The sequence below is a fragment of the Mycobacterium sp. 1482292.6 genome (genome assembly GCF_001672995.1).
GTDB classification, from domain to species: Bacteria; Actinomycetota; Actinomycetes; order Mycobacteriales; family Mycobacteriaceae; genus Mycobacterium; species Mycobacterium europaeum_A.
Genome location: NZ_LZKV01000038.1, coordinates 47,871 through 69,563 on the forward strand (window position 1 = coordinate 47,871; position 21,693 = coordinate 69,563).

Annotated in this window: 23 protein-coding genes and 1 pseudogene; 13 read left to right on the top strand and 11 right to left on the bottom strand. The window is 67.8% G+C overall.

Translation table 11 applies throughout. The features are described from left to right. Nucleotides 1-32: 32 nt before the first annotated feature. Nucleotides 33-1,391 (bottom strand): wax ester/triacylglycerol synthase family O-acyltransferase, encoded by a 1,359-nt coding sequence (locus A5624_RS02865; RefSeq protein ID WP_066861203.1) that lies wholly within the window; start codon nucleotides 1,389-1,391, stop codon nucleotides 33-35. Between the two features lie 162 nt (nucleotides 1,392-1,553). Between A5624_RS02865 and A5624_RS02870 the strand changes: the two genes are divergently transcribed. Then, nucleotides 1,554-2,540 carry a methylenetetrahydrofolate reductase gene (locus A5624_RS02870; protein ID WP_066861281.1) on the top strand — a complete coding sequence of 329 codons (987 nt, stop codon included), beginning with the start codon at nucleotides 1,554-1,556 and terminating at the stop codon, nucleotides 2,538-2,540. Continuing rightward, nucleotides 2,537-3,292 carry a class I SAM-dependent methyltransferase gene (locus A5624_RS02875; protein WP_066861206.1) on the top strand — a complete coding sequence of 252 codons (756 nt, stop codon included), beginning with the start codon at nucleotides 2,537-2,539 and terminating at the stop codon, nucleotides 3,290-3,292. The genes A5624_RS02870 and A5624_RS02875 overlap by 4 nt, the downstream gene beginning before the upstream one ends. Nucleotides 3,293-3,344: 52 nt before the next feature. Here the strand turns inward: A5624_RS02875 and phoU are convergent, their stop codons facing one another. The 3 genes from phoU to A5624_RS02890 all read right to left on the bottom strand — a co-directional run bounded on the left by phoU (nucleotide 3,345) and on the right by A5624_RS02890 (nucleotide 6,247). Next, nucleotides 3,345-3,980 carry a phosphate signaling complex protein PhoU gene (gene phoU / locus A5624_RS02880; protein WP_066861284.1) on the bottom strand — a complete coding sequence of 212 codons (636 nt, stop codon included), beginning with the start codon at nucleotides 3,978-3,980 and terminating at the stop codon, nucleotides 3,345-3,347. A gap of 73 nt (nucleotides 3,981-4,053) precedes the next feature. After that, nucleotides 4,054-5,385, bottom strand: coding sequence for an MFS transporter (locus A5624_RS02885; protein ID WP_066861209.1), 1,332 nt, complete (start codon nucleotides 5,383-5,385; stop codon nucleotides 4,054-4,056). A 286-nt stretch (nucleotides 5,386-5,671) separates the two neighbouring features. After that, nucleotides 5,672-6,247: a hemerythrin domain-containing protein gene (locus tag A5624_RS02890; RefSeq protein ID WP_066861212.1), complete on the bottom strand. Its 576-nt coding sequence runs from the start codon at nucleotides 6,245-6,247 to the stop codon at nucleotides 5,672-5,674. Between the two features lie 347 nt (nucleotides 6,248-6,594). Here A5624_RS02890 and A5624_RS02895 point away from each other — a divergent pair, with 347 nt between their 5' ends. Further along, nucleotides 6,595-7,479 carry a cyclopropane mycolic acid synthase family methyltransferase gene (locus A5624_RS02895; protein ID WP_066861215.1) on the top strand — a complete coding sequence of 295 codons (885 nt, stop codon included), beginning with the start codon at nucleotides 6,595-6,597 and terminating at the stop codon, nucleotides 7,477-7,479. 15 nt (nucleotides 7,480-7,494) lie between these two features. On the opposite strand, the gene A5624_RS02900 is transcribed toward A5624_RS02895, so the two are convergent. Then, nucleotides 7,495-8,949 carry an MFS transporter gene (locus A5624_RS02900; protein WP_066861218.1) on the bottom strand — a complete coding sequence of 485 codons (1,455 nt, stop codon included), beginning with the start codon at nucleotides 8,947-8,949 and terminating at the stop codon, nucleotides 7,495-7,497. A 140-nt stretch (nucleotides 8,950-9,089) separates the two neighbouring features. Between A5624_RS02900 and A5624_RS02905 the strand changes: the two genes are divergently transcribed. From A5624_RS02905 to A5624_RS02925, 5 genes are all read left to right on the top strand, one after another. Then, complete coding sequence (locus tag A5624_RS02905) at nucleotides 9,090-9,854, top strand: GntR family transcriptional regulator (RefSeq protein ID WP_066861221.1); 765 nt, start codon at nucleotides 9,090-9,092, stop codon at nucleotides 9,852-9,854. Then, nucleotides 9,851-10,558 (top strand): phosphonatase-like hydrolase, encoded by a 708-nt coding sequence (locus tag A5624_RS02910; protein ID WP_066861224.1) that lies wholly within the window; start codon nucleotides 9,851-9,853, stop codon nucleotides 10,556-10,558. Before A5624_RS02905 ends, A5624_RS02910 begins: the two co-directional genes overlap by 4 nt. 8 nt (nucleotides 10,559-10,566) lie before the next feature. Beyond that, a complete protein-coding gene (locus tag A5624_RS02915; RefSeq protein ID WP_066861287.1) occupies nucleotides 10,567-11,613 on the top strand; it encodes a zinc-binding dehydrogenase in 1,047 nt (348 codons plus the stop codon). Between the two features lie 84 nt (nucleotides 11,614-11,697). After that, nucleotides 11,698-12,249 (top strand): hypothetical protein, encoded by a 552-nt coding sequence (locus tag A5624_RS02920; RefSeq protein ID WP_066861227.1) that lies wholly within the window; start codon nucleotides 11,698-11,700, stop codon nucleotides 12,247-12,249. Nucleotides 12,250-12,296: 47 nt separating this feature from the next. Continuing rightward, complete coding sequence (locus tag A5624_RS02925) at nucleotides 12,297-12,650, top strand: VOC family protein (protein WP_066861230.1); 354 nt, start codon at nucleotides 12,297-12,299, stop codon at nucleotides 12,648-12,650. A gap of 31 nt (nucleotides 12,651-12,681) precedes the next feature. Here A5624_RS02925 and A5624_RS02930 read toward each other — a convergent pair whose 3' ends face one another. Together A5624_RS02930 and A5624_RS02935 are read right to left on the bottom strand one after the other, a co-directional pair. Beyond that, on the bottom strand, nucleotides 12,682-12,948 hold the full coding sequence (locus A5624_RS02930) for a YdeI/OmpD-associated family protein (protein ID WP_066861233.1): 267 nt from the start codon (nucleotides 12,946-12,948) through the stop codon (nucleotides 12,682-12,684). Further along, nucleotides 12,945-13,838 (bottom strand): hypothetical protein, encoded by an 894-nt coding sequence (locus A5624_RS02935; protein WP_066861236.1) that lies wholly within the window; start codon nucleotides 13,836-13,838, stop codon nucleotides 12,945-12,947. Before A5624_RS02935 ends, A5624_RS02930 begins: the two co-directional genes overlap by 4 nt. Before the next feature lie 81 nt (nucleotides 13,839-13,919). Here A5624_RS02935 and A5624_RS02940 point away from each other — a divergent pair, with 81 nt between their 5' ends. Next, a complete protein-coding gene (locus A5624_RS02940) occupies nucleotides 13,920-14,639 on the top strand; it encodes a CoA pyrophosphatase (RefSeq protein ID WP_066861239.1) in 720 nt (239 codons plus the stop codon). Here A5624_RS02940 and A5624_RS02945 read toward each other — a convergent pair whose 3' ends face one another. Both A5624_RS02945 and A5624_RS02950 read right to left on the bottom strand, forming a co-directional pair. Beyond that, the gene (locus A5624_RS02945) at nucleotides 14,640-15,710 is read right to left on the bottom strand and encodes an LLM class flavin-dependent oxidoreductase (protein WP_066861290.1); all 1,071 of its coding nucleotides are present in this window, start codon (nucleotides 15,708-15,710) and stop codon (nucleotides 14,640-14,642) included. It abuts the gene before it with no gap. A 234-nt stretch (nucleotides 15,711-15,944) separates the two neighbouring features. Then, a complete protein-coding gene (locus tag A5624_RS02950) occupies nucleotides 15,945-16,700 on the bottom strand; it encodes a haloacid dehalogenase type II (RefSeq protein ID WP_066861242.1) in 756 nt (251 codons plus the stop codon). A 90-nt stretch (nucleotides 16,701-16,790) separates the two neighbouring features. Between A5624_RS02950 and A5624_RS02955 the strand changes: the two genes are divergently transcribed. Both A5624_RS02955 and A5624_RS02960 read left to right on the top strand, forming a co-directional pair. Then, complete coding sequence (locus tag A5624_RS02955) at nucleotides 16,791-17,837, top strand: ketopantoate reductase family protein (protein ID WP_066861245.1); 1,047 nt, start codon at nucleotides 16,791-16,793, stop codon at nucleotides 17,835-17,837. Nucleotides 17,838-17,932: 95 nt separating this feature from the next. Next, nucleotides 17,933-18,823 (top strand): SAM-dependent methyltransferase, encoded by an 891-nt coding sequence (locus A5624_RS02960; protein WP_066861247.1) that lies wholly within the window; start codon nucleotides 17,933-17,935, stop codon nucleotides 18,821-18,823. Nucleotides 18,824-18,829: 6 nt separating this feature from the next. Here the strand turns inward: A5624_RS02960 and A5624_RS02965 are convergent, their stop codons facing one another. Beyond that, nucleotides 18,830-19,396 carry a PadR family transcriptional regulator gene (locus tag A5624_RS02965; RefSeq protein WP_066861250.1) on the bottom strand — a complete coding sequence of 189 codons (567 nt, stop codon included), beginning with the start codon at nucleotides 19,394-19,396 and terminating at the stop codon, nucleotides 18,830-18,832. 123 nt (nucleotides 19,397-19,519) lie between these two features. Here A5624_RS02965 and A5624_RS02970 point away from each other — a divergent pair, with 123 nt between their 5' ends. Both A5624_RS02970 and A5624_RS02975 read left to right on the top strand, forming a co-directional pair. Further along, nucleotides 19,520-19,942 carry a nuclear transport factor 2 family protein gene (locus A5624_RS02970; protein ID WP_066861253.1) on the top strand — a complete coding sequence of 141 codons (423 nt, stop codon included), beginning with the start codon at nucleotides 19,520-19,522 and terminating at the stop codon, nucleotides 19,940-19,942. Nucleotides 19,943-19,952: 10 nt separating this feature from the next. After that, nucleotides 19,953-20,990: an LLM class F420-dependent oxidoreductase gene (locus A5624_RS02975; RefSeq protein ID WP_066861294.1), complete on the top strand. Its 1,038-nt coding sequence runs from the start codon at nucleotides 19,953-19,955 to the stop codon at nucleotides 20,988-20,990. Nucleotides 20,991-21,013: 23 nt separating this feature from the next. Here A5624_RS02975 and A5624_RS02980 read toward each other — a convergent pair. Next, nucleotides 21,014-21,693: pseudogene (locus A5624_RS02980) on the bottom strand (MFS transporter); the annotation flags it as partial.

The following is a 21,693-nucleotide window of genomic DNA, read 5'->3' on the forward strand; positions in this document are numbered from 1 at the left end:
GCGGCAGCGATTTACCAGCGCCGCAACGTGTCTCAGACGCCCGCCACCAGCTCCAGATCCTTCAGGGACGCCTCGAGATGACCGAGCATTCGCTGCAGGTGCGGGACGCTGCGGCGGCATCCGACCAGACCGAAGTCGAGGTTGTCCGCGTTGTTGGTCACGGTGATGTTGACCGCCTGCCCGTCGAGCGGGATCGACAGCGGATAGTTTCCGTCCAATCGTGCTCCGCGCCAATACAATTGGTCTGAGTTGCCGGTCGACACGTTCGAGATGACGATGTTGAACGGCGGCGAGCCCGCGGAGAGATAACCGGGGATCAGCCCGAAGAACAAGCCGCCGATGTTGAAGGCGGACAGGGCCAATTGCTGAACCGGCGGCAGCTGCCAGAACACCTCCTTGGTGTCGCGGATGGAGGCGCTGATGATCTCCAGCCGCTTGGCCGGGTCGTCGAGATCCGTTGCGAGATTGCACAGGAACGTCCCGACGTTGTTGCCCCCGCGGTCGTCGTCGTCCTTGCGCAGATTCACCGGGACCATGGCGGTCAGCGGCGCGTCCGGCAGGGCGTTCTGATCGAGGAGGTAGGCGCGCAGGGCCCCGGCGCACATGGCGAGCACGACGTCGTTGACGGTGGTACCGGTGGCGGATTTGACGGCGTTGATGCGCTCGAACGAGTACGACTGTGCCGCTACCCGTCTGGCGCCGCCGATCCGGACGTTGAACATCGAGCGAGGCGCCCGGAACGGCAGGGTCAGTTGCTGTTCGAGTAGCGCGGCGCGCGCCAGCTTGAGTGTGGAGGGCGCCAGGGCGAGCGCCGACCCCGCGGTGCGGCCCACCCGGTCGAAGAGCGACGACTGTTCGCGTCGCCCGCTGCGCTTACGCGGACCCAGGCTCCACGGCACCCGCACCTCGTCGTCGTCGGGGTCGGGGGTGAAGGCGCGCTGCACCAGGCGTAGCGCCGAGACGCCGTCCATGAGGGAGTGGTGATACTTCGTGTAGACCGCATACCGCCCGTCCTGCAGGCCTTCCACCAGGTGCGCCTCCCACATCGGGCGATGCCGGTCGAGCAGGCTGCCGTGCAGCCGGGAAGCCAACTCGAGCAAGTCGCGGACTCGTCCCGGCTCGGGCAACGCGGACCGGCGAAGGTGGTAGTCGAGTTCGACGTCCTTGTCGAAGGACCACGCGACGTTGGTGATGCCGCCGAAGAAGGCCGGATGCTTACGGAACGACGGCTGCACGTCCGTGCACTGCAGCATCGCCTGATACGCCTCGCGCACGAAATGGGGATCGGCATCCTCCGGGGGCTCGAAGAGTTGCAGTGAGCCCACGTGCATCGGGTGTTCGCGTGACTCGCCGATGAGGAACAACGCGTCCATCGGTGATATCGGTTCCATAGGCGTTCCCATTCCGTCCGCTGTGCCGTCCATCCAGCACATGCCCCTTTCGTATTAGCCGCAGCGAACGATTGCTAATCGCGAATGACGTCCCGACATCGCGCGGTCGCCGGGACGCTTGTGGGCGCGATCGTTTGGGTATTGACGATCGAGGGGGTGCGGATGCCGGCGGATTCGGGTTGTCCGAAGCGGATGGAGTTCGGGCCGTGCGGCGGCGTGCGGCCGGACGGACAGTGCGAGATGCGCCCGGGTCCGTGCGTCTTCGACGACGTGGTGCCGTGGTCGGGTCATAGCCCGGCCCCCCGACCCGCGCGGACTCCGCGGGTGCTGACCGACTTCAGCGCCACCCCGTTCGATCCTGACGACATCGCGGCGACGGCGACGGTCCTGGCGCCCGGATGCGACGCCGTCCTCGTGGGCGAACACCAGAACAAACCCGACTTCCCGCCCACGTTGATGGCGTCGCTGTTGCTCGACGCCGGTGTGACGCCGTGGATCACGTTGTCCTGCCGGGACCGTAACCGCGTGGTGCTCGAGCAGGAGTTGAGAGGACTGCGCAGCATCGATGTCGAAACGGTGCTGTGCGTCACCGGCGATGGGCGCGGATATGACGTGCGCCCGGATGTTTCGCAGGCCTTCGACCTCGACGGGCCTCGCCTGGTTTCGCTGGCCGCTTCGGTCGGCATCGTCGCCGCGGTACCAGAAACGCCTACCGCCCCGCCCGTACAGCGCAGGCCCGCGCGGTTGGTCGAGAAGCAGCGAGCCGGAGCGAGTCTGGCGGTCCTCAACCACGTGCCCTTTCCCGACATGGTCGCCGATTTCATGAAGTCGGCACGGGCGGCCGGGTTGGCGATCCCGGTGATCGCGGCGGTAGCGGTATTCACCGACACCGTCTCGGCGGCGGTACTGGAAGGGCTGCCGGGACTCGAGCTCGATCCCACTGTGACGCAACGGGTTCTGGGCGCGTCGGATCCGGTGGAGGCCGGGATCGCGGCGGCGGTGGACGAGGCGCGAGCGCTGCTGTCGATCGAGGGCGTCGAGGGGGTGAACGTCTCGGGGCTGGCCTCGGCATCGGGACCTCGCATCGGTGCGGAGATCAAGGCAGAAGTGGGCCGGCGCATCCGGGAGCAGGGAGGAGGGGCGCCATGACGGACCCCATGGAGGCCGAGTTCGACGCCGTCGCCGAATGGACCGCGCAGGTGGCGGCCGAGCTCGGGCCGGACTACCACCTCCCTGCCGGCTGCCGGGGAAGCGGCAGCCCGGCGGCCCTCGACTGGCTCGTCGAACACATGAAACTGGCGCCCGAAGCCACACTGTTGGACGCCGGCGCCGGCGTCGGGGGCCCCGCGGCATACGCCGCTCGATCGACTGCGGTTCGGCCCGTTCTCGTGGAGCCGGAGACCGGCGCGTGCCGTGCGGCACAGAAACTCTTCGGCTTTCCGGTGGTGTGCGCGATGGGATCGGCCCTACCGATGAGGGACGCGAGTTTCACCGCCGCCTGGGCACTGGGCGTGCTGTGTACCACCCCCGATCAACTCGCGTTGCTCACCGAGCTGCGCCGCGTGGTACGGCCGGGTGGGCGCGTCGGGTTGCTCGTTTTCGTCGCGCATCGCGACATACCGCCAAATGCGCTGGAGGGCAACCACTTTCCGACACCCGATGCCTTGCGAGAGCTGCTGACCAGGGCCGCGCTCGACGTCGAGCGGCAACTCGGCACGCAGGACCTTCCGCCGATCGAGGACGCATGGAATGAGCGGGTCGACACCGTGGAGCGTGTCCTCGCCGACCGGCATGGGGACACGGAGACCTGGCAGTTGGCCGAACGTCAGAGTTCGACGATCGGTCGGTTGCTTGAGGATGGAACTTTGACCGGCGAGTTGTTGGTGCTGCGTCACGCTTGACCGCTGAGCCGCCTCGTTCGCGGCACGTTGTCACCGCGCCGAAGCGCATCGGCTAGCGCCCGGTGGCCTGAAAGATGACGCGCCGCGCGATCTGCACCGCATGGTCGGCGAAGCGTTCGTAGAAGCGGCCCAACAGCGTGGCGTCCACCGCGGCGGCGACGCCCTCCGTCCACGCGGGATCCTTCAGCATCGCCAGCAGGCGCCGGTGCAGGTCGTCCATCGTGTCGTCGTCGCGGCGAATCTGAGCGGCCCGCCGCGGATCCTGCGACACCAGCACCTCGCGCGCCCCCAGCGCCAGCGCTTCGGCCGCCTCGCCCATGGCGGCGATGTATGGCCGCACCTCGGCCGAGACGGCCGGATACGGGTGCCGGCGACGGGCGATCTCGGCGATGTGGACCGCGAGCTCGACCATCCGTCGCGCGTCCGCGGCGATCCGCAGGGCGCTGACCACCGCGCGCAGGTCGGTGGCCACCGGCGCCTGCAAGGCCAACAGCGCGAATGCGGTCTCCTCGACGTGCGCATCCATCGCGAGAATGCTGCGATGGCGCGCGATGACGGATTCGGCCGTCGTCAGGTCGGCCTCCAGCAGCGCCTCGCTCGCCTGCTGGATCACCTCAGCGGCCATCGCGCACATCTGGGCGAGCTGTTCGGTCAGCGTGCGCAGCCGCTGGTGGAAACCGGTCCTCATCTTCACCGGATAGCCCGCCACGGCCAAATAAACGCCCACGAGCAAAAACCGAAGAAACTGCGCGGGCCGTCCGCTACCTGACGCCCTCGGCGAGCTCGCGAGCCTCGCGCTCGGTTTCGACGGCAGGCCCGGAGCCGAGCAACGGCTTGCCGGCGACTTCCGGGGTGAACAGCAACGTGATGGCGCCCACCACGCCGCCGAAGATCAGCATGTAAGCCGGCACCATCACGTTGCCGGTGCCGGAGACCAGCGCTTGGGCGATCAGCGGCGTAACGCCGCCGACCAGTGAAATCGAGATGTTGTACGAGATGGCCAGTGCCCCGTAGCGCACGTTGGTGGGAAACAGTGCGGGCAACATGGCGGGGCCGGTGCTGTCGAAGCACAGCTCCATCAGGCCGATCAGCAGGACGCCGATGAAGATCACCGGGTACAGGCCGCCGAAGCGGATGAGCCAGAACGCCGGGATCGAGGCCACGATCAGCAGCCCGCAGCCGGTCCACATGATGGGTTTGACGCCGATGCGGTCAGACAAGCTGGCGACGAGCACCACGGTGACCATCAAGATCGCCAGCGTCGAGACGATCATCACCAGCCCGGCGGTGTGTCCGACGCGCACGAACAGCCGCAGATACGTCGGCAGATACCCGGTGAGCATGAAGTCGGCGACCTGGGAGGTCAGCACCAGCGCCGCGCAGATCAGCATCGGACGCCACTGGGCCGCGATCGTCCGCCGAATCTGCTGCCCGCCTTGGTCGTCCGCCGAGGGCGCATCGTCGTGCGCGCTCTGGTAGGCGGAGGACTCCTTGAGCCGGAGCCGTAAGAACAGGGCGACCAGGCCGAAGGGCAGGCCCAGCAGCAGCGGAATCCGCCAGCCGTACGCCAGCATGTCGTCGTCCGGCAGCCAGGTCTGCAGCCCCGTCACCAGCATCCCGGCGAGGACGAAGCCGACCAGGTTGCCCATCGGCAAGAACCCGACCATCATGCCGCGTTTGTGGTCGGGGGCCTGTTCGACCAGGTAGGTCATCGCGCCGACGTACTCACCGCCGGTGGACAGGCCCTGAAATATTCGGGCGATGACGAGCAGGATCGGCGCCCAGATCCCGATGGTGCTGTAGGTGGGCAGCAGCCCCGTCATGGTCGTGCTGATCGTCATCATGAGGATGGTCACCACCAGGACCCGGTGCCGGCCGATGCGGTCGCCCAGCGGACCGAAGATGAAGCCGCCGAGCGGCCGCACCACGAAGGCCGCCGCCAGCGTGCCGAAGGTGGCGATCAGGTGGACGCCGCTGACGCTTTTGCCGGGATAGAACACCTGCGCGATCGTGGTCGCGATATAGCCGTAGACGCCGAAGTCGTACCACTCCATGAAGTTGCCGATCGCGGTGCCCATGATGGTCTGCCGCATCGCCGGATCGGCGACCCTGATGTCTTTACGTGCCCATTTCCTCCGGCGGCGTCGAGTACCCATCGACTGATGGCTTACCCGAAACATTCCCGGGACGAACCAGCGGGGTCGGGTAATCGCGCGTGTCGGCGGGCTGGCGCGACGGTCCGGCGAACGCATGCGCGGGCGCGGTCGCGTCCGGCAAATGCCAGCTAGACCCGCCTCGCGAGCGGCGACGACGACGGTGCGACGGCAACGCCGGCGCCGGATTGGTTATTCGCGTCACGTCCCGGCGGTCGCGGACGCCTCACTGGCCTTTGAGGCTCCCGATGCGCAGCGAGAAGTCGGTGGGTTTGGTCTGGGACGTCTCCTCGAACTGCTCGACGTAGCGACGCGGGTCGCGATCCTCGATCGGCAGCCCCTCGGTGGTGGGGTGCTCGGCCATGAACTCGCTGTACTGGCGCCCGAGCGCATCGCGAAGCCCGATGGGGGCGTTGCGGCGAAAATCCGACAGCCCTTCTCGTTCCTCTTCACCCATGTGATCGTCGTTGGCCACCCGGGTTCGCCCGACCGCCGCCCACCACTGGTCACTGCCGAGCGGGGCGGCGTTGGCCTCGCGCACGCCGTCGCGGATGTCGTTGTGATCACCGATCGCGTCGAGGGTCTCGCCTTCGGCGTCCTCGCCCCCGCGTTTGAGCAACTGCGGGTAGAAGATCTTTTCTTCGATGTAGGCGTGCACGTCCAGCTTGTCGGCGAGCGGACGCCATACCCGCTTGAGCGCCGCCCGGTCGTCGGGACTGTGCGCCTGCAGGTCGTCCAGCAGCGCGAACTGCTCGCGGAACCACTCATGGTCGGCAAGGATCAACATGGTGATGTCAGCCATCGGAGAGTTCCGCCTCTCTGAACACCGGTCAGCCCGGGGCTTACCCGGTTCATCAGCTGAGATAACAACCCGGCGCGGGATCCGTCAACCGCGTCCAGCCAGCCGGATCGTACGCCTTCGTCGAGTTCACCTGCCCCGCAGCTCGATACCAATTTGACGCCCGCGTCAGTCATCCGGTGACGTCGCGGTGCGGGCAACAGCGTCGGCCCCCGTCCGCAGGCTCGGCGCCTTGAACAGCAACTCGCCGGGCAGGCGCGGACATCCGGGCGGATACACTGGGGCGTCAGTCAGGCGATCTGCTTCGATCGCACCCGGTAAAACAATAAGAACCAGTCAGAGGTTGTGCCTTGTCCGAAAAACCCGGCGATGCCGTCAGCTTGGAACCGCACTTCGAGGACGTACAAGCGCACTACGACCTGTCCGACGAATTCTTCGCGCTCTTCCTGGACCCGACGCGGACCTATAGCTGCGCCTATTTCGAGCGCGAGGACATGTCGCTGGAAGAGGCGCAGTACGCGAAGGTCGACCTCTCGCTCGGCAAGCTCGGCCTGCAGCCCGGCATGACGCTGCTCGACATCGGGTGCGGGTGGGGCACCACGATCGTCCGGGCGCTCGAGCGTTACGACGTCAACGTGGTCGGCCTGACGCTGAGCCGCAACCAGCAGGCGCACGTGCAGCGCCGTCTGGACAGCCACCCCTCGACGCGGTCCAAGCGGGTGCTGCTGCAGGGCTGGGAGCAGTTCGACGAGAAGGTCGACCGCATCGTGTCGATCGGCGCATTCGAACACTTCGGCCGGGACCGGTACCCCGACTTCTTCAAGATGGCCTATGAGGCGCTGCCGGCCGATGGGGTGATGATGCTGCACACCATCATCAAGCCCAGCGACGAGGAATTCGCCGAGCGCGGGCTGCCCATCACCATGACCAAGATCCGGTTCATGAAATTCATCATGGACGAGATCTTCCCGGGCGGTGACCTGCCCCAGGCCAAGGGCGTCGTCGAGCACGCCGAGCGCGCCGGCTTCAGCCTCGACCGTTACCAGCCGCTGCGCCTGCACTACGCCCGCACGCTCGACACCTGGTCGGCCGCCCTGGAGGCGCGCAGGGACGAGGCCATCGCGATCCAGTCCGAAGAGGTCTACGACCGGTACATGAAGTACCTGACCGGATGCGCGGACCTGTTCCGCGAGGGCTACACCGACGTAGCGCAGTTCACCCTCACCAAGAGCTGACTTCGCACCTGACCATCAGGCCGAAAGCCGTTCCGGCGCAGGGGTTTCGGTTGTCACGCCGGTTCGTGCGCCGCGGCGGCGAAGGCCATCGCTGACGTCGTCGAGCGCGAGTCCCGCGGGTTCGCGTACCAAGACGGTGGTGGCGATACCCGCCGCGTAGCAGCAAAACCCCAACAGGGTCACCGCTCGTAACCCGGCTCCGCTGAGCAGGAGCGGCACGAACAGCGCACCCAGGAACGCCCCGACCTTCGCGATGGCGGAGGAAAGGCCGTGGAACGTGCTGCGCACCGCGGTGGGATAGGACTCCGCGGCGAGAAGCATGGTGGTGTAGTTGGGTCCGAAGGCGACCCCGAACAACGACATGCCGAACACGATCGCGAACGGCACTACCGAGGCGCTGATGATCGGGAAGGCCGTTATCAGCAGCATTGCCAGCGCGCAGATGCCAAACCCGAGCCCTTGCAACGTGCGTCGTGGCACCCGGTCGAGCACCAGCAGGCCCGCGATCGCGCCGCCGAGGCCGAAACAGATGACGAGCACCGCGTTCAGGGCGATGTTGGACAGCACACTGCCGTGGGGCGTGATGTGCTTGATGAGCAGTGGTTGGCTGACGTAGCTGCCATAGACGGCGACGTTGAAGAAGAACCAGCTACCCGCGGTGCCCAACAGGACCGTGAGGAGCTTGCGGTTGGACAGTCCGATCTTGGCGGCGGGCGTCGCGCCGACGGCAGGTGAGGCGAATGTCGCGCGCGATTGAGCAAACGCCGCAAAGTCTTTCAGCGCCTGCTGCTCGTCGCCACGCTCGGCCGTCCAGCGCGGTGACTCGGGCATGTGGCGACGCTGATACAGCACCAGCAGGGACGGGATGACGCCGATCCCCAGTATCAGTCGCCAGGCGATGTGGTCGGGCACGCCGATGGCCAGCACGAGCAGGCTGACAAGATATGCCGCGACTTGGCCGAACACGTAGAAGATGAAGGTCAGGCCGACCAGCTGACCGCGGTTTCGCCGATTGGCGTATTCGGCCATGATGACGCCGCTGGCGGGATAGTCGCCCCCGATGCCGATTCCGAGTATCAGCCGCGCGACGAGCAGGATGGTGAAGTTGGGAGCGAACGCGGAGAGCAGCGCCCCGATGATCATCAGGACCGCTTCCAAGCCGTAGACGCGGCGGCGGCCGAGCATGTCGCCGAGGCGACCGAAGGCTATGGCGCCCAACGCGACTGCGAGCAGTGTCGAACTCGTCAGCATCGAAATCTGCCCGCCGGTGAGGTGGAACTGCGGGGTGGCCAGCAGGGTGACCGTGCCGATCACGTTGAGATCGTATGAGTCCGTGAAGAATCCGGCTCCCGCGGTCGCCGCGGCCTTGAAGTGGAATATGTCGAGCTTCGCGTCGTCGATCGACTTGGCGACGCCGGCATGGGCCGATGCGGAGGGCATGGCGTCGCGCCGCGGTCCGGGACTTGTCATGATAAGTACCGTCCACCACACGCTAGACGCAAGTCAACGACGTACCGCCATTTATGTTGATGTTCAATGATTAGTAACCTCAAGGATATTCAGTGGCCAGCGGGTCGAGCGCCGTTCCGGCGACATGTATAGTCAAGTACATGGCAATGGCGCTGCACGAGATGATCGCCGACAGCCTGCGGGAGCAGATCCGGGTCGGAGACCTGCCCGTGGGTTCCGAGCTTCCGTCGGAATCCCAACTCTGTGACCGCTGGAAAGCGTCACGCGGACCTGTCCGCCAGGCGCTGGCCGCCTTGCGTGCCGAGGGCGTCATCGCCGGCGGCCGCGGGAAACGGCCCGTCGTCTGTACGGCGTCGGTCGGCCAGCCGTTCGACACGCTGCTGTCCTATTCCGCGTGGGCCCATTCGATTGGGCGCACGCCCGGACAGCGCACGCTCGAATTGGCTTGGCGCCGAGCCGACGAACACGCGGCCTCGGTACTGCATCTCGACGAGGGAGCCCCGGTCGTGCAGATGTTGCGGTTGCGCTACCTCGACGGCGAGCCCGCGATGCTGGAACGAGCGACCTTCGTCGAGCACGTCGGTCGCCGGTTGTTCGACTTCGATTGCGACTCGGGGTCGCTGTGGGCCTACCTGCTGTCGCAGGGAGTGCGGTTCTCGACCGCCTCGCACGTCATCGACGCGGTCGCGGCCGACCGGATCGATGCGACGTATCTCGCTGTGGCGCAGGGCGATCCGCTACTGCGGCAGCAACGGAGTACCCGGGGCGCCGATGGTGAGGTCATCGAGTACCACGACGACCGCTATCTGCCGGGCATGGTCAGTTTCACGCTGGAGAACACCTTGGACGCGCGCTGCGCCCTGAGCCGAAACGCCAAGCCGGGAACGGAGGTCGACGCCCGATGACCACCCGGGTCGAACTGGCCGTGTTGGACATGGCCGGCACCACCATCGACGAGGGCCAGCAGGTCTACCGGGTCCTCGCCGAAACGGCGAACGCCTACGGAGCGTCGCCGTCCGAGGCCGACATCGCACGCTGGCACGGGGCGGCAAAGCACGAGGCGCTGCGGGCGCTGCTCACCCCATCAGGTGGCGCCCCGCCGAACGCGGACCTGCTGGACGCCGTCGTCGCTGACTTCCGTGCCCGGCTGACGTCCGCCTACGCGGCCTCTCCGCCGCGCCCGCTGCCCGGCATCACCGACGCGATGGCCGCGCTGCGATCCGAAGGTATCCGGATCGCTCTCACCACCGGGTTCGACCGTGACATCGTCGATTCGTTGTTAGCCGCTCTGGGCTGGGAAGGCGAGTCGACCGTGGACGCGGTCGTGTGTGGCAGTGACGTCGCGGCCGGACGCCCAGCGCCCTTCATGATCTTTCGGGCCATGGAGAAGCTCGGTGTCACCGACGTGTCCCGGGTACTCGTCGCCGGCGACACCCCGCGCGACCTACAAGCCGGAACCAACTCGGGTGCGGCGCTTGTCGTCGGCGTCCTGTCGGGGGCCGACGACGCCGTCGAGCTCGGCAGGTATCGACACACCCATCTGCTCGCGTCCGTGGCCGACCTGCCCGCGCTCCTCGAGGCCAGCAACCTGGCGGCCGGCCCCTCGTGACGCAGCCGATGCCGGTCGCGCACACGCTGGCGGCCGTGTGGCGTGGCGGTCCCGACGTCTCGGTGGAATCGGTGCCCGTTCCGCCGTTGCGGCCGGGCGATGTGTTGGTGCGAGTCCGGCTCGCCACGGTGTGCGGCAGCGACAGGCACACCGTGGGTGGGCGGCGCCGCCAGCCGTGCCCGTCGATCCTGGGTCACGAGGCCGTCGGTGAGATCGTGGCGCTGGGCGGCGGCCGGCCCGCGGCCGTAGACGGCCGGGCTTTGCGCGTTGGTCAACGCGTCATCTGGTGCGTGACGCTGCCGTGCGGCACCTGCGACCGGTGTCGCGCGGGCGTCACGGCGAAGTGCCGCGTCGTGCGCAAGGCCGGCCATGAGGCACTGGACTCCGAATGGGGACTGTCCGGCGGCTACGCCCAGCACGTTTTCCTTCCCCGCGGTTTGCCCATCGCGGTGGTCGACGACGACCTCATCGACGCGGTCGCCGCACCGGCGGCCTGTGCGACGGCCACGGTCATGTCCGTGATCGAACGCGCGGGAGACCTGAACGGGCGACGGGTGCTCGTGCTTGGCGCCGGCATGCTCGGTCTGACCGCGGTCGCCGCGGCCGGAATCGGTGGCGCCGCGGCGGTGACCGCCGTCGATCCGGACGTGGTCAGAAGGCAACTGGCGCGCAGATTCGGCGCCGGCGATGCGCGAGGTTCGGCATCCGGAGCCGGCACGTGCGACGTGTTGCTGGACTTGGCCGGCGTGCCGCCAGCGCTGGAAGGCGGGTTGGCCGCCCTCGACGTCCAAGGGATAGCCGTGCTGGCGGGTTCGGTCGCGCCGAACGCGGCCGTGGCGGTGGACGCCGAATCGGTGGTGCGCCGCCAACTGTCCATCCTGGGTGTGCACAACTACGAACCGCGGCACCTGACCGCGGCGCTGAGCTTCTTGCAGCGCACGCGCGAGCGTTTCCCGTGGCCCGAATTGGTCGCCGGCCCGGGGTCGCTTGCCGAGGTCGGCGCGTTGTTGACCGCACCCGCGGGACCTGCGCCGCGGTATGCGATAGCCCCGTAACAGCGCCGGTGGCAGCACTGCCGGGTTTACCGCACCACAGCCGCGGGTAATTTCCCCGGCAACAACCTGATTCGGTGGGCGCCGATGTCCTTTGGTGCAGCGCCGCTGGAAGGACTGACCGTGAGCGCCAAACACCGCATGCCGGAGCCACCGGAGCAAAAGCCGACGCCGACCGACCGTGGTCGGCGACGCGGGCTTTCCGGCGCCGCGACGATGTGCGAAATCGTCTCCACTTCGCTGTTGGGCGCCGCGTGCCTGATGGCGCTGGTGCTCAACGCAGGCCACCCCGAGAAGCGCGCCGTTGCCGCCAATCTCGAGCCGCCGGCCGTCTCGCAGCCGGTGAGCCAGGAAGGAACCGTGGTGGCCGTGTCGGCGGACTCGGTGACCATGCGCGGCGCCGACGGGCACGTGCAGACGTATGGCTTCACCCCGAACACCACCGTCGTCAATCACGGTAACCGCCAACCCATCACGGCCGCACCGCGTTTCACGGTCAACGACAAAGTCGTTGTGGTGGGGACCATCGAGGGCGGCAAGGCCCTGGCTACCGCCGTGGCCTACCGCGGTGCAGGGCATGGCGAGGCCCCGCCGATGGATTACGGTGACGGCCAAGCGCTTCCGTCCGGCGCCGCCTGAGCACACCGCGGCGCTAGTCTGGTGGCGACCCGGACATAGGAGGCGCCGTGAGCGGGCACGAAGCGAAGATGATCATCTTGTCGACTGACGACCTCGACGAGTCGATCCGGTTCTACAGCGAAACCCTTGGCATGCCGCTGAAGTTTCGCGACGGCGCGCACTTCGCGGCCCTCGACGCGGGCCCGGTCACGCTGGCGCTGGCGACCGCGGTGGACCATCCCATCCCCGGGCAGGTCGTGGTCGGCATCAAGACCGCGGACGTCGACGCCGCGGCCAAGGCCGTCGAGGCCAGCGGTGGCGGCATCGTGCACGGCCCCTACGACGATGCCCACGAACGACGGGCCGTGGTCTATGACAACAAGGGCAACGGCCTGGTCTTCTACAAACCACTGACCAAGTAGCCGCGCTTTTGCCGAGAGTGCCTCTGCGGCACTACTTTCCGGTGCGTTCGCGGTGCTTGCAGCCCGGCCAGCAGCACGGCCGGCGCTTGCCCTCCTCCAGCTCCTCCTGGGTCCGGCGGATGCGGCGCTCCCGAGTTGCCTGCTGCTTGGCATCCTCGACCCAACAGATGAACTCGTTTCGGGCCAACGGCGTGATGTCGCGCCAGGCGCCAAGCGCCGTGGCGTTGCCGATCAACGCGTCGCGCAGATCCGCGGGCAATTTGTGCACCACCCCGCCGGGCACCCGCTGGCCGCTCATCGATCCGCCAAATGCGCGCTGTCATCGTGTAATTCGTCACGGCGCAACGTCATCGGGGTGAGGGCGGGAACGTCGCCGCCCGCGACCACGGCGCGGGTGATCGGGGTGAGCGCTGAGAACAGCGTCTCCACCTCGTCGTCGCTGAGCGGGTCGAGCGCGGACAGGGCCAGCGTGTCGGTCATCAATTCGATGTGGTCCTTCAGTTGACGCCCGGCCGGAGTCAGCGCTCCGCCGTCATCGAGCAGCCCCCGCTCGGCGAGTCGTTGCTCGTGGTGACGCCAGGATGCCTCGTCGTAGTCACGGGTGCGGGCGAGGTAGTCGCGAGACACGTTGCCGGCCGCGGCATGTAGGACGTTCGATTCGCGCCCGGAGATGCCGGCCGCGGCGAGCACGGCCACGTGGGCGTCGCCGCGGTGCTCGCGCAACAGCGTGGTGGCGTGCCACAGCGCCGACAACGGATCGTCCGGCCAGGGCAATGCCAGATTCGCCGCGAACAGGGGACGCCCATCCAGAGGCGCGTGGCGGGCCGCCTTGCCCGCCAGTTCGGCTGCGACGCGGACCTTTTCGTCGGCGCCGAGTCCGTAGCGGCGTAACGCCGCCACCGCGGATTCGTGCCTGGCCTGCAACGCGGCCTGCGGGCCCGCGATCTCCCACGCCGCCGGCAGTGCCTTGGCGACCCGTTCGGGGGCGAAATTGTAGAAGATCGCCGTGACCAACTCCCGGGTCGCGGCGCCCAGCGGCGCCGAGCGGGCCGCGAAATAGCCCATCCAAAAACCCCGATAACCGAGCGCGTCCAACGCCGCCCGCGCTTCGGGCGCGAAATACGTCACCGCGTGCACCGGTTCGTAGCGATCGAAGAAGCGTCGGGCCAGCACCGGTTGTCTTCGCATGCTCGCAGTTAACCACTGGCGCCGGCCCCGACCAAGCACGGATCTGCGCGGCGTGAAAACGCCTCAGCCTAGGCTCGAGGCGTGACCATCCCCTACGACCGGCCCCTGCGCGAGCGGATCCGGAACAATCTGGCCGGCCATAGCCGCCGCGCGGTGACCGACCCGACGAAGCGGCACGCGGCCGTCGCGGTGGTGCTCGTCGACTCCGAGGTGGGGGAGGACCGGGTGGACCCGGTGGCGGTGGACGATTGGAATGCCGGTCGCCCGTTGCCCGCGGCCCACCTGGACGGCCGCATGGTCGATGTCTCCGGCGGCGCCGCTTTTCTGCTGTGCCGCAGGGCCTCTCGTCTCAGCACGCACGCGGCACAGTGGGCTCTGCCCGGCGGCCGCCTCGACCCTGGCGAGACCGTGGTCGACGCGGCGCTGCGCGAACTGCGCGAGGAGGTCGGCGTCGAGCTGTCCGATTCGACGGTCCTGGGCCTGCTCGACGACTACCCCACCCGATCCGGATACGTGATCACGCCGGTGGTGCTCTGGGGAGGCGGGCGGCTCGAGCTACATCCCGCGCCCGACGAGGTGGTGGCGGTCTACCGGGTGGGGTTGCACCAACTGCAGCGCGACGACTCGCCGCGGTTCATCACCATCCCGGAGAGCCCACGGCCGGTCGTGCAGATCCCGCTGGGCAACGACCTCATCCACGCACCGACGGGCGCCGTGCTGCTGCAGCTGCGGTGGCTGGGCCTGGAGGGGCGCGGTGATCCGGTCGACGGGTTGGAACAACCGGTGTTTGCGTGGAAGTAGTTACAGCGCAACCTCTTCGAGAGGCGCCTGGGCGATGAGCGGCCGGCTCGGGATGCTCTCGCGGAGAACGGGGGCCACTTCGGACTGGAACAGCTCGAGGCTGCGGCGCTGTTGGTCGCGCGTCACCCCGTCGGCATCGGCGGACAGATGCATCACCTCGTGCCCGAGTTCCCGGTGGTAGCGCCCGACCTTGTCAATCACCTGCGCGGGACTGCCCACCAACGCCGAGCTTCGCTCGACGAAGTCTTCGATCGACTCGAACACCACGGGAAGGCCGGTGCGGCGCGCGAACGCCAGACGCGCCTCGAACATCGGCCGGTAGGTCGCCACGGCGTCCTGTGAGTTCCGGGTGATGTAGAACCCGGCCGTTCCCGCGCCGACGAGGGCGTCCTCGGGCCGGTGGCCGTAGAACTCCCACCGCTGCCGGTAGTGACGAACCAGCTCGGCGTACGACTCGATGGGATTGCTGACATTGGCGGAGAAGATCGGATCGCCGTGGCGCGCCGCGAGATCGACGGAATCCTTACTCGTCGCGCTGCCGTGCCAGATCCGGATGCGGCGCTGCAACGGGCGGGGAAGTGCCTTGGCGTTGACGAGTGGCGGACGGAACCGCCCCGACCACGTCACGTTCTCACTGTCCCACAGCAGGCGAAACAGCTCGTAGCCTTCGCGATTGCGGTCCCACTGATCCTCGGGGGTCACGTGGAACAGTTCGGCCTGCGCCGCTCCGTTGCCCTTTCCGATGATCAGTTCGAGCCGCCCACCGGACAGATTGTCCAGCGTCGAGTAATCCTCGAAGGCGCGCACCGGATCCAGCAGGCTCAGCGTGGTAACCCCGGTGAACAAGGCGATCTTCGAGGTGCGCGCCGCGATGTTGCTGAGCACCACCGGTGGGGAGGACGAGATGAACGGGTCTTCGTGACGCTCACCGACAGCGAAGCCGTCGAACCCGAGTTCCTCGGCGAGCACGGCTTTGTCGAGGACATCACGCAGCCGATCGGCCGGGCTCGACTTCGACCCGGAGACCAGGTCCGGCACATGGGTGATGAGTGTGATCAGCAGAAATCTCACGTCCAACCCTCTCGGCATCCTCGGCGCCCAACCGCGATCGACTCGGCCGACGACCGGCCGCACCGGCGCGTGGGCGTCGCCACCCCGAGGTAAACGCCGTCGCCGAGCCTCCCATTCCCTATCGCAGCGGCGGCCCGCTACGCCGCCCCGCGCCTGCGTCCGCTACGGCCTCGGGTGTGATGCGGTAGCGGCCGCATCGGCGCAGTCGGATCGAAACCATGCGGCGGCGCCGCATTATCGTGGATCCGGCGCACCGAACAGCGAGCCGGCCAATTCGCCCAGCGACGTGCCCGAGACGTCCCACGCGCCGGTGGACTCGACCGGTGATTCCCGCCCCGGGCCGTATTCGTCGGGCCGCGCGACGTAACCGGTCGCCAGGCCGGCGTTTTGGGCGGCGTCTAAGTCGGAGGGGTGCGCCGCGATGAGCATCACCTCACCCGGTTCCAGGCCAAGGAAACGTGCGGGAGTGTGGTAGGCGCGCGGGTCGGGCTTGTAAGCCTTTTCGACATCGGAACCGAGCACCACGTCCCACGGCAGGCCGGCGAACTTGGCCATCTCGACCAGCAGCCCGGTGTTGCCGTTGGACAGCGGCCCGACGATCACGTGTCGCTTCATGGCCGCGATGCCGTCGACGCTGTCCGGCCACGGCGGCAGCCAGCGCCACGAGCGGGCGAGTGCGTCGACCTCGTCGCCGGGCAGCGCGCCGACAGCGACGCCGAACTGCTCGAGTGATGCGAGGAGGTTCTCTCGATGCAGGATATCCAGTGACACGAATTCCCGGCGGCCCGAACGGATTTCGGCCATCGAGGGTAGGTATCGGCTCCGCCAGTCGATTGCGAACGCGTCCGGGTCGAGGCTGACGTCGTGGCGTCGGGCGAATTGTCGTACCGTGGCGGCGATTCCGGATCGCCAATCGACGACTGTTCCGAAGGTATCGAAGAAAACGGCGCGTACGGCCCGGCCGGTCGAGGGCGAGCGGTATTCGGTCATTCCTCAGGCTAGCGCCGCGGCCGGCGGCGCAGCCGGGCACCGGCACGTAATCTCGCCGTGGAGGATGGCGACTTCAGAGGGGGCGGGGCGATGGCGGAGCGGGACGATCGCCGATACGTGATCATCGGTGCCGGAGCCATCGGCGGCACGCTGGGCGGATTGCTGGCGAGGGCAGAAACTTCCACCGTCTTGGTTGCCCGCGGCCGGCATGCCGAGGTGCTGGCGGCCGATGGCTTGACGCTGCGGACGCCGGACGGCGCGTGGCGCACACCGGTCACCGTCGCGTCGCGGCCCGACCAGGTGCAACTGACCGAGCGCGACGTGCTGGTCTTCACGACGAAAACCCAGCAACTCGACGCGGCCTTGCAGGAGTGGGTCGACCGCCCGGTGCGCGGAACACGGGGCACCGCAGGTGAATTGCTGCCGGCGATGACCGCGCTCAACGGTGTTGCCGCCGAGGAGAAGGCGCTGCGCTATTTCGCTCGCGTGTTCGGCGTCTGTGTGTGGTTGCCTGCCGTGCACGTCGAACCCGGGGAAGTGATCGTGCGGTCGTGGCCGGTGGCCGGCCAGTTTCACATCGCACGCTGGCCCGCGGGAGCGGGCGAGGCGGCCGATGCCGACCTGCTGACCGGCCTCGCCGAGGCCTGGAGCGAGGCGGGCATCCGCACCCGAATCACACCCGACGTCGCCCCGTGGAAGTACAACAAGTTGCTGAGCAACCTCGGAAACGGGGTGGGGGCGCTGACCGCCGGCGCGACGGACGCCGGTGAGATACTCGATGCGCTGCGGGCCGAGGGTGAAAATGTCTTGCGCTCTGCGGGAATCGAATTCGTGCCGTTCGAAACGTCGCGGGCGGTGCGAGCGGACGGTCCGGTCATCCGCCCCGTCCCCGGATGGGACGGTGGGCCGAGCAACTCGACCTGGCAGTCGTTCAGCCGTAACACCGGCAACGTCGAGACGGATTTCTTCAACGGCGAGATCGCCCGGATCGCGCACCGGCACGGCAACAGGGCCCCGCTGAATGCCGCGGTAGCCCGCGCGGTGCGCATGGCGGTGCGCGATGGCGCGGGCCCGGGGTGTTACTCCGCGTCGCAGTTGAGCGAACTGCTCGGGGCAGCGGCGGGCGCCTCGTCGTAGGACCGATCGGGGCACTCAACCGGTCGGCGTACGATATCGTTAGTTGTGCGAACGAATCGTGCCGCGCCTGGTTGATGACTTGATGGGAGGCTGTTGTGGCCCGAAGTGCCGGCGATACCTGGGACATCGTGACGAGTGTCGGCTTCACCGCGTTGGCCGTGTGCGCGGCGCGTGCCCTCGACGCCGGGCTGCGGCCGCCGTTGGCGAACGACGACTTCGCCGCCGGCTTCGTGGCCGCCGCCGGTGAGCCGAACCTTATTGCGGCAGTGGACAAGACGGACATGACCAGCGCGGCGGCCTTCAATGCACAGTGGGTGGGGGTGCGCACGCGATTCTTCGACGAGTTTTTCGCCGAGTCCAGTCGGTCCGGCACCCGCCAGGCCGTCATACTGGCCGCCGGGTTGGATTCTCGCGCCTACCGCCTGCAGTGGCCCGCCGGCCATACGGTGTACGAAGTCGATCAGCCGCGGGTGCTCGAATTCAAACAGCGGGTCCTCGACCAGCGGGGGGCCGTCCCGTCGACGCGGCGCGTCACCGTCGCCACCGATCTGCGTGACGATTGGGCGGGTGAGCTGATTGCGGCCGGCTTCGACCCCGGCCAATCGACGGCGTGGGCGCTCGAGGGCTTGCTGCCCTATCTGCCCGGGGCCGCGCAGGACGCGCTCTTCGACAAGCTGCACGAGTTGTCGGCCGCCGGTAGCCACCTAGCCGCCGAGCTCGGGCCGGCCCCCGGCGAAGTGCAGGAATTCGCCGACAACGTCCCCACCATCAGCCAGGACACCGACCACCCGCCGGTCGCCGAGCTGTGGTACGACGATCCGCGCACGGACACCAAAGAGTTTCTTGCCCAACATCATTGGCGGGTCACCGGCGTGGACCTGGTCGACAAGGCCGCCACCGAATACGGACGGCCCTTCCAGGATCTGCCGGTAGTGTTCGATCGGCTGCTGCGCACCAAGTTCTTCACCGCGGTCCGCGAACGCTGAGCCGCATCACCGGCGAGTGGCCGGCACGCGGCGTTCGAGAATGCTCAGCGCGCGTTCGGCCCACCGAATGTTCTCCTGTTCGAACGAGATTCCCCGGCTCAGCGTCAAATAGGGGCCAATTCGTTCGGTTCGGGCCAGGTATTCCTCTTCGCTGTGGCCGTCCAGCATGCGCGCCCGCAAACGTTCGTAACGTTGCACTTTGGCGCCCGCCCAGTGCAGCCGGTCGCGGATGAACTCGCGGACGGCCTCGATGTCGCCGGCGTCGGCGGCTTGAACCTTGACCAGTAGTTCGTCACGGATCACCGAAGGTTTCGGCGCCTTGGTCGTGAACTGCCGGATCGCGTCCCGGCCGGCTTCGGTCAGGGAGAACATGCGCTTGTTGGGCCGGCGTTCTTGCTGCACGAGTCGGGCCTGGATGAGCCCTTGCTCGGCGAGCCGGTCGAGTTCGCGATACAGCTGCTGCGGGGTCGCCGGCCAGAAGTTTGCGACGGAAGCATCGAAGTCTTTGGCCAGGTCGTATCCGGACGATTCGCCCTCGAGAAGGGCGGCCAACACCGCGTCACGCAGCGACATCGGTCGATGCTACAACGGCGCGACTATTCAACAAAGTGACTAATCGCACTCTGGACATCGCGCGACGGGCGCCCTAGCGTCGATCCCGCACGTACTCAACTAGTTGACTATGCGAGGTCGCTCATGCACCCGTTCCGCAAAGCCGTCGAAGAGCGCGACGAGGAGGCCATCCGGGCGATGCTCGCCGAAACCGTGGTCTTCACCAGCCCGGTGGCGTTCAAGCCCTACGTCGGCAAGCCGATCACCGCCGCGATCCTGCGCGGGGTGTTGCGGATCTTCGAGGACTTCCGCTACGTCCGCGAGATTCACGACCCCGGCGGGCGCGACCACGCTTTCGTGTTCGAGACCGGCATAGCCGGGGCTCCCGGGGTGAAGATCACCGGATGCGACTTCCTGCACTTCGACGACGACGGACGCATCGACGACTTCATGGTGATGGTGCGCCCGCTGTCGGGCGCGACGGCCTTGTCCGAGGCGATGGGCGCCCAATTCGGTCGCATCCAGCAGGAGGCGCTGGAATTGGCCAATCAATCCGGCACCGCGTAGAAGTATGACCATGCGGATTGGACTGAGCATCAACTATGCGGGCGGATTCAAGGACGTCGCCGCCGAGGTGGCCGACCTGGAACGCGCCGGGCTGGACATTGTCTTTGTGCCCGAGGCATATTCGTTCGATGCGGTGAGCGCGCTGGGTTACCTGGCCGCCAGCACCGAACGGGTCGGGCTGGCCTCGGGCATCCTGCAGCTCTACACCCGAACCCCGACCCTCACCGCGATGACCGCCGCCGGCCTGGACTACGTCTCCGACGGGCGTTTCACCCTGGGCCTGGGCGCTTCCGGTCCGCAGGTCATCGAGGGATTTCACGGTGTTCCCTACGACGCCCCGATCGGCCGGACTCGCGAAGTCATCGAGATCTGCCGGCAGGTGTGGCGACGCGAGACTGTGCAACACCAGGGCAAGCACTACACGATCCCGCTGCCCGCCGACCAGGGCACCGGCCTCGGCAAACCGCTCAAGCTGATCAATTCCCCTGTCCGGGAGCGTATTCCGATACTGGTGGCCGCGCTGGGACCCAAGAACGTCGAACTGGCCGCCGAGATCGCCGAGGGCTGGCAACCGATCTTCTATCTGCCCGAAAAGGCGCAGGACGTGTGGGGGGACTCCCTGGCCGCCGGCCGGGCCAAGCGCGACCCCGAGCTTGGTGACCTCGACATCTACGCCGGTCCCGTCCTGGCCATCGGCGAAAACGTCGAGCCGCTAAGGGAATTCGTCAAACCGCACCTGGCCCTCTACATCGGCGGGATGGGAGCCAAGGGCAAGAACTTCTATCACGCCCTGGCCACCAAATACGGCTACGGCGCGCAGGCCGACCGGATCCAGGAGCTTTACCTGGCCGGCGACAAGGACGGCGCCGCCAAGGTGGTGCCCGACGATCTGGTGCGCGACGTCAACCTGATCGGCACCCGCGAATTCGTCAAGGAGCGGCTGGCGGCGTTCCGTGAGGCGGGGGTCACCACCCTCAACGTGGCGCCCATCGCGTCGACCACGGCGGAGCGGATCAAGCTGATCGAGACGCTGCGCCAACTGGTTTGATCGCCGGCGCGGGCCGCGAGGAATCAGTCCTGGCGGTGGCTGTCTCGGCGTAACCGCACCGCCCGGGCGACCGCCGTTACGGTGGCCAGCACGGCCATCACGGACAGGATCACCACCGAAACCGCCGAGCCGACGATGGCCAGGATCAGCGGCAGGGCAAAGCCGACGTACGTGACGACGTAGAACACTCCGGTCAGAGCCCCGCGCAGGCGTGGCGGCGCGGCGGCCTCGAGGTCGATCAGGCCTTCACGCAGGCACAGGCCCGAGGCGCAGCCGAGAACCACAAACAGCGGGAGACCCAACGCCGGGGTCAGCGCCGGGGGCGCCAGTGCGGCTACCGCGTAGCCGAGCGCCGCCAGCACCGCACCGACGGTGCCAGACTGCGGACCCCACCGAAGCGCGCGGGCCAGAACCTGTACGACGCCACTGACACCGTTGACGATCAGGGTGGCCGTGCCGGCCGCCAGGGGAGCCGCGAGCGCGGTGTGCAGCCGGGTGGGGATGGTGACGAAACCCAGTGTCGCCGAGGCGTACACCCATGGCGCCAGCGGTATGGCCCAGCTCAGGGCCCGGCTGACTCCCCGCACGGCCGGGGCGGCCGGGGCCACCCGCCCCGAGTCGTACCCGGCGGCCGGGCGAGCCACCTCGGCGCGGCGGGCCGCACCGATGACGGCGCACGTTGCCAGCACCACGATGGCCGCGG

Bases quoted from the DNA above. Each gene is read 5' to 3' on its own strand.
- A5624_RS02865 (WP_066861203.1), bottom strand. From the start codon at position 1,391: ATGGAACCGATATCACCGATGGACGCGTTGTTCCTCATCGGCGAGTCA.
- A5624_RS02870 (WP_066861281.1), top strand. From the start codon at position 1,554: ATGCCGGCGGATTCGGGTTGTCCGAAGCGGATGGAGTTCGGGCCGTGC.
- A5624_RS02875 (WP_066861206.1), top strand. From the start codon at position 2,537: ATGACGGACCCCATGGAGGCCGAGTTCGACGCCGTCGCCGAATGGACC.
- phoU (WP_066861284.1), bottom strand. From the start codon at position 3,980: ATGAGGACCGGTTTCCACCAGCGGCTGCGCACGCTGACCGAACAGCTC.
- A5624_RS02885 (WP_066861209.1), bottom strand. From the start codon at position 5,385: ATGCGGCAGACCATCATGGGCACCGCGATCGGCAACTTCATGGAGTGG.
- A5624_RS02890 (WP_066861212.1), bottom strand. From the start codon at position 6,247: ATGGCTGACATCACCATGTTGATCCTTGCCGACCATGAGTGGTTCCGC.
- A5624_RS02900 (WP_066861218.1), bottom strand. From the start codon at position 8,949: ATGACAAGTCCCGGACCGCGGCGCGACGCCATGCCCTCCGCATCGGCC.
- A5624_RS02905 (WP_066861221.1), top strand. From the start codon at position 9,090: ATGGCAATGGCGCTGCACGAGATGATCGCCGACAGCCTGCGGGAGCAG.
- A5624_RS02910 (WP_066861224.1), top strand. From the start codon at position 9,851: ATGACCACCCGGGTCGAACTGGCCGTGTTGGACATGGCCGGCACCACC.
- A5624_RS02915 (WP_066861287.1), top strand. From the start codon at position 10,567: ATGCCGGTCGCGCACACGCTGGCGGCCGTGTGGCGTGGCGGTCCCGAC.
- A5624_RS02920 (WP_066861227.1), top strand. From the start codon at position 11,698: ATGTCCTTTGGTGCAGCGCCGCTGGAAGGACTGACCGTGAGCGCCAAA.
- A5624_RS02930 (WP_066861233.1), bottom strand. From the start codon at position 12,948: ATGAGCGGCCAGCGGGTGCCCGGCGGGGTGGTGCACAAATTGCCCGCG.
- A5624_RS02935 (WP_066861236.1), bottom strand. From the start codon at position 13,838: ATGCGAAGACAACCGGTGCTGGCCCGACGCTTCTTCGATCGCTACGAA.
- A5624_RS02950 (WP_066861242.1), bottom strand. From the start codon at position 16,700: ATGACCGAATACCGCTCGCCCTCGACCGGCCGGGCCGTACGCGCCGTT.
- A5624_RS02955 (WP_066861245.1), top strand. From the start codon at position 16,791: ATGGCGGAGCGGGACGATCGCCGATACGTGATCATCGGTGCCGGAGCC.
- A5624_RS02965 (WP_066861250.1), bottom strand. From the start codon at position 19,396: ATGTCGCTGCGTGACGCGGTGTTGGCCGCCCTTCTCGAGGGCGAATCG.
- A5624_RS02970 (WP_066861253.1), top strand. From the start codon at position 19,520: ATGCACCCGTTCCGCAAAGCCGTCGAAGAGCGCGACGAGGAGGCCATC.
- A5624_RS02975 (WP_066861294.1), top strand. From the start codon at position 19,953: ATGCGGATTGGACTGAGCATCAACTATGCGGGCGGATTCAAGGACGTC.